Origin of the sequence: Paraburkholderia sp. (assembly GCF_035656215.1) — a bacterium.
Classification (GTDB): domain Bacteria; phylum Pseudomonadota; class Gammaproteobacteria; order Burkholderiales; family Burkholderiaceae; genus Paraburkholderia.
On sequence record NZ_DASRSY010000228.1, the window covers coordinates 1 to 2,386 of the forward strand.

A 2,386-nucleotide genomic window follows, 5' to 3' on the forward strand; every position below is an offset into this window, starting at 1 on the left:
GGATAACGCGGTAAACGATGCTTCAGCCGACGCGGCCGGTGGTGCAGTACAGGCGAAGCCGAAAGCGAAAAGCGCGAGCAAGGCCGCACCCGACACGAATCTGGGAGCGGTCACGGTCACCGCGCGCCGACGCAAGGAAAGCATTCAGGAAGTGCCGGTCGCCGTCACCGCATTGAGCGGCGACAGCATCAAGAACAACGAATTGCGAGTCGTCAACGACATCACCAAGTACGTGCCGAACTTCACGGCGCAGTCCACCGAAGGACGTGAACGGCCCCGCTGGTTCCTGCGCGGCGTCGGCAGCAACGATCCGTCGGATCTGTCGCTGAGCCCGATCGGCGTCTACTTCGACGACGTGTATATCAACAGCGTGTTCGGCCAGGGCTTTCCGCTGTTCGACCTCGACAATATCCAGGTGCTGCGCGGCCCACAGGGCACGCTGTGGGGCAAGAATACGATTGGCGGCGCGGTCAGCCTGACCTCGAAGAAGCCGACCTTCGATGTGGACGGTTATGGCAAGGTCGGGATCGGCCAGTACAACAGCCGGCTCGCCGAAGCCGCGATTGGCGGCCCGATCGGCAGCAACGACGTGCTGGCGGCACGCATTTCCGTGTATCACGAGAACGGCGACAGCTTCTATACCAACACGGCGGCGGGCGGGCGCTTTGGCGGCTTTCACGACAACGCGGTGCGCTTCCAGTTACTCGCGGTGCCGACCTCGAATTCAGATTTCCTGCTGAACATCCACGGCCGCAATTACACCGGCGGTGGCGACCCGTGGCACGCACAGGGGGCTGCTGCTAACGGTTCGAACCAGTTTGGCTTCGTTGGCTCAAGCGATCCGGGCACGGTCTCGTTGAATGCGCCGTCGAGCGATCATATTGCGTCTTATGGCGGCTCGCTGACGGCGCATTGGCATATCAACAGCGCCCTGACACTGACCTCGATTACCGCGCTGGAAGGTTTGAACCGCTGGTACCAGGACGATGAAGACTACTCGCCCTACGATGCGGCGCGCACGCACGATACGCTTGCGTCGCATCAGTTCTCGCAGGAGTTTCGTCTCGAGTCGCCACAGAGTGACCGATTGAGCTGGATCGCAGGTGCGCATTTCTTCACTGAGGAACTGAGCGAAGAGGGGGCTGGTGGCGGCTTGCCGGATGCGCCGGGCGGCCCGTCGGCCACCTATTATCACCTGACCGAACTGACCCAGCACACGCAAAGCGCTGCGGTGTTCGGCAGCGTGAAGTATCGCTTCACCGATCGCTTCAACCTGACCGGCGGCCTGCGCTATACGATCGAACGCAAGACGATCAACCTGACCGGCTTGCAGAATAGTGGCCCCGTTTCGTTCAGCGACGTGAGCAACTGGTGGGATCCGTCGTCGATCACGTCGCCGCTCGCGGTGAGCGCGCGGCAGAATCAGGCCAACACGTGGCGTGCGCCGACGTGGGATCTGACGCCCGAATACGCGATCAGCAATAACGTGCGGGCTTATATCCGTTATGCACGCGGCTTCCGCTCGGGTGGCTACAACGGGAGTGCCTATACGCAAAGCACCGTGTCGACAGTTACGCCCGAGTACCTGACCGACTACGAGGCCGGCATCAAGAGCGAATGGTTCGACAAGCGCCTGACCGCCAATGCGAGCGTCTTCCACTACGACTATCGGGACATTCAGGTATTCGCTCTTGCGCCGAATCCGTTAGGTGGCGCACCGGTGTCCACCTTGTCGAACGCGGGGCAGGGACGTGCCGACGGTTTCGAACTTGAATTGAAGGCGCAGCCGCTTAATAGCCTCTATCTGTTCGCCAACCTCGGACTGCTGAACACGCGCTTTACCGAGTTTGCCAATGTGCCGACCGCGGTGGGCAATTCGTTCGCACGCTCGCCGCACACCACGATCGATGTCGGCGGCGAATATCGCGTGCCGCTGTCGGTGGGCTCGATTGCGGTGGGGGGCGATATCAACTACCGCAGCACCGAGTATTTCAGCGCGACGCGTCAAACCGTGCCGCAACTGTGGCAGGCAGGCTATACGGTGATGAATGCGCACGTATCGTACGTATCGTCGAATCAGAAATACATTCTGACCGGCTACGTGACGAACCTGACCAACAAGGTCTATAAAAAGCTGGAGCTGTTGCCGTCTTATGGCGCGTATCCGGTGCTGTACGGCGACCCGCGCGTCTTCGGTTTGACGTTTACGGCGAAGATCTGATCAGATGAGCGTGAGGCTTGCAGCCCTAGAGCGTGTTAGGCACTTTGGGTTGGACCTGGTATCCTGGCGGCATGAAAAGAGCAGACCGCAAAGGGTATCCGAGTGATGTATCCGACGAAGAGTGGAACTTCGCGGCACCGTATCTGACGCTGATGGACGTCAGCG

1 protein-coding gene and 1 pseudogene are annotated in these 2,386 nt (G+C 60.4%); both read left to right on the forward strand.

Annotated features, from left to right (window positions below; translation table 11 throughout):
• Window positions 1–2,221 (forward strand): TonB-dependent receptor (locus VFE81_RS12985; RefSeq protein ID WP_325044979.1); only part of this gene is annotated, 2,221 nt, incomplete at its 5' end.
• A gap of 71 nt (window positions 2,222–2,292) precedes the next feature.
• Window positions 2,293–2,386: pseudogene (locus VFE81_RS12990) on the forward strand (IS5/IS1182 family transposase); the annotation flags it as partial.